General features: G+C 73.8%; 3 protein-coding genes. 2 read left to right on the forward strand and 1 reads right to left on the reverse strand.

The window, feature by feature from the left end; translation table 11 throughout:
- Positions 1-818, reverse strand: an 818-nt coding sequence (locus ACFFNX_RS49255) for a sensor histidine kinase (RefSeq protein WP_378213381.1), incomplete at its 3' end; no start/stop codon positions are given.
- 172 nt (positions 819-990) lie between these two features.
- Between ACFFNX_RS49255 and ACFFNX_RS49260 the strand changes: the two genes are divergently transcribed.
- Positions 991-1224, forward strand: coding sequence for a hypothetical protein (locus ACFFNX_RS49260; RefSeq protein WP_378213382.1), 234 nt, complete (start codon positions 991-993; stop codon positions 1222-1224).
- On the forward strand, positions 1221-1705 hold a 485-nt coding region (locus ACFFNX_RS49265; protein ID WP_378213383.1), incomplete at its 3' end, for an ABC transporter ATP-binding protein. The genes ACFFNX_RS49260 and ACFFNX_RS49265, both read left to right, overlap by 4 nt.

Here is a 1705-nt window from a genome sequence, read left to right on the forward strand (position 1 = left end):
TCGGCGCTCGACGGGTCACGGGCGAGGGCACGGCGGGTCGCGCCGAGCAGTACGGTGACGGCGACCAGCCGGTTCTGCGTGCCGTCGTGCAGCGAGCGTTCGATCCGCCGCAGCTCCGTGGCGTGGGCGTCGAGCGCCGCCGCGCGGGTCGCGGACAGCTGCGCGACGCGCAGTGACAGGTCGACCTCGCCGGACGGTGGCAGGAGCCGCCGCCCCGGCCGCGCCTGCAGCCGTGCCATGCCGGACCCGAGGACCGCGAAGAGGACGCCCAGCACCACGCCCAGCAGCGCGAGCCCCAGCGCGCCGGCGTCGTCGTGCACGGTCCAGGACACCACGGTCGGCGTGTTGGGCTCGTCGGCCGGCAGCCATCGCCACCACAGCGGGAACGTGACGTCCTGCACGGCGTACACCACGAGCGTCACCGCCGTGATGCCGAGGAGCAGGCCGAGCGTGCCGTGGGCGAACAGCCAGCGCGTCTCCCGCCGGTCGTCCGGATCGGCGAGGGCGGCGCGCATGTGGGCGGGAGGAGGCGTCACCGGACCGATGATCTCCGGCCCCCACCGCGAGAGCCGGGCGCGCTCCCGCTCGGCGATGGACCGTACGACCCGCAGCGCGCTGGGCGCCAGCGGCAGGCCCAGGCCGACGAGGGCCGCCAGCGCGATCACGGCCAGCCACAGCAGCGCGGCGAACGCCAGCAGGGCGGTGCCGAAACCGCCGACGAGATGTTCCAGCGCGTCGAAGAGGACACGGACGCGCGCCTTGGGACCCCGCCGGCCGGTCCGCCGCGGGGCGGCCGTCTCTGGCTGATTCGCCGACATCGGTGCCTCCTTCGGCGAGTGACCTTAGGACAAGGAGTCGATCCGTGTCAGATCACCGGAGAAGGAGTACAGCCTCCTGTACCACGATCGGCGTGTTGGCTGGATCGTCCCAGCGGATCGTCGCTTCTAGCGTTGTGGCTCGTCAACCGGCCCAACGAGCGAGGAGCACGCCGTGCCCGACCCGTATCGCATCACCGAGGCGCGCGAGGCGCCACCCGACTCCGCGGGCCGCCGAGGCGGATTCGTACGGCCGGTGCTGTGGCTGCTGCTGGTGGTCAGTGCGGCCGGCAACGTGGTGACCTCGACCACCGGCGTCAACGTGTTCGTCGGCGCGGCGTTCGGAGTGGCCACACTGGCCTGCGGCGCCGCCCTGATCGTCCAGCACTACCGGCGGCGGCGCGCGTGAGGACCGCGGCCGAGCACGGGCCCGCGCCCACGACGCGTCGGGCTCCCGCCGTGGCGCTGCGGAACGTCACCAAGGTCTACCCGGGCGGCGTCCGCGCCCTCGACGGGGTGTCCGTCACCGTGGAGCGCGGCACGTTCGTCGCGATCATGGGCCCGTCCGGGTCGGGCAAGAGCACGCTGATGCACTGCGGCGCCGGCCTGGACACGCCGACCGGCGGGAGCGTCTCCATCGACGGCGTCGCCATCGACGGGCTGAACGAGACACGGCGCACCGAACTGCGCCGCGAACGCGTCGGGTTCGTGTTCCAGTCCTACAACCTGGTGCCCTCGCTCAGCGTCGCGGACAACATCACGCTGCCGCTGCGGCTGGCGGGCCGGGCGCCCGACCACGACTGGGTGCGCCTGCTGGTCGAGCGGGTCGGGCTGGGCGGCCGGCTCGGACACCAGCCGGCGCAGCTGTCCGGCGGGCAGCAGCAGCGCGT

Source organism: Actinoallomurus acaciae, assembly GCF_042429965.1.
Classification (GTDB): domain Bacteria; phylum Actinomycetota; class Actinomycetes; order Streptosporangiales; family Streptosporangiaceae; genus Actinoallomurus; species Actinoallomurus acaciae.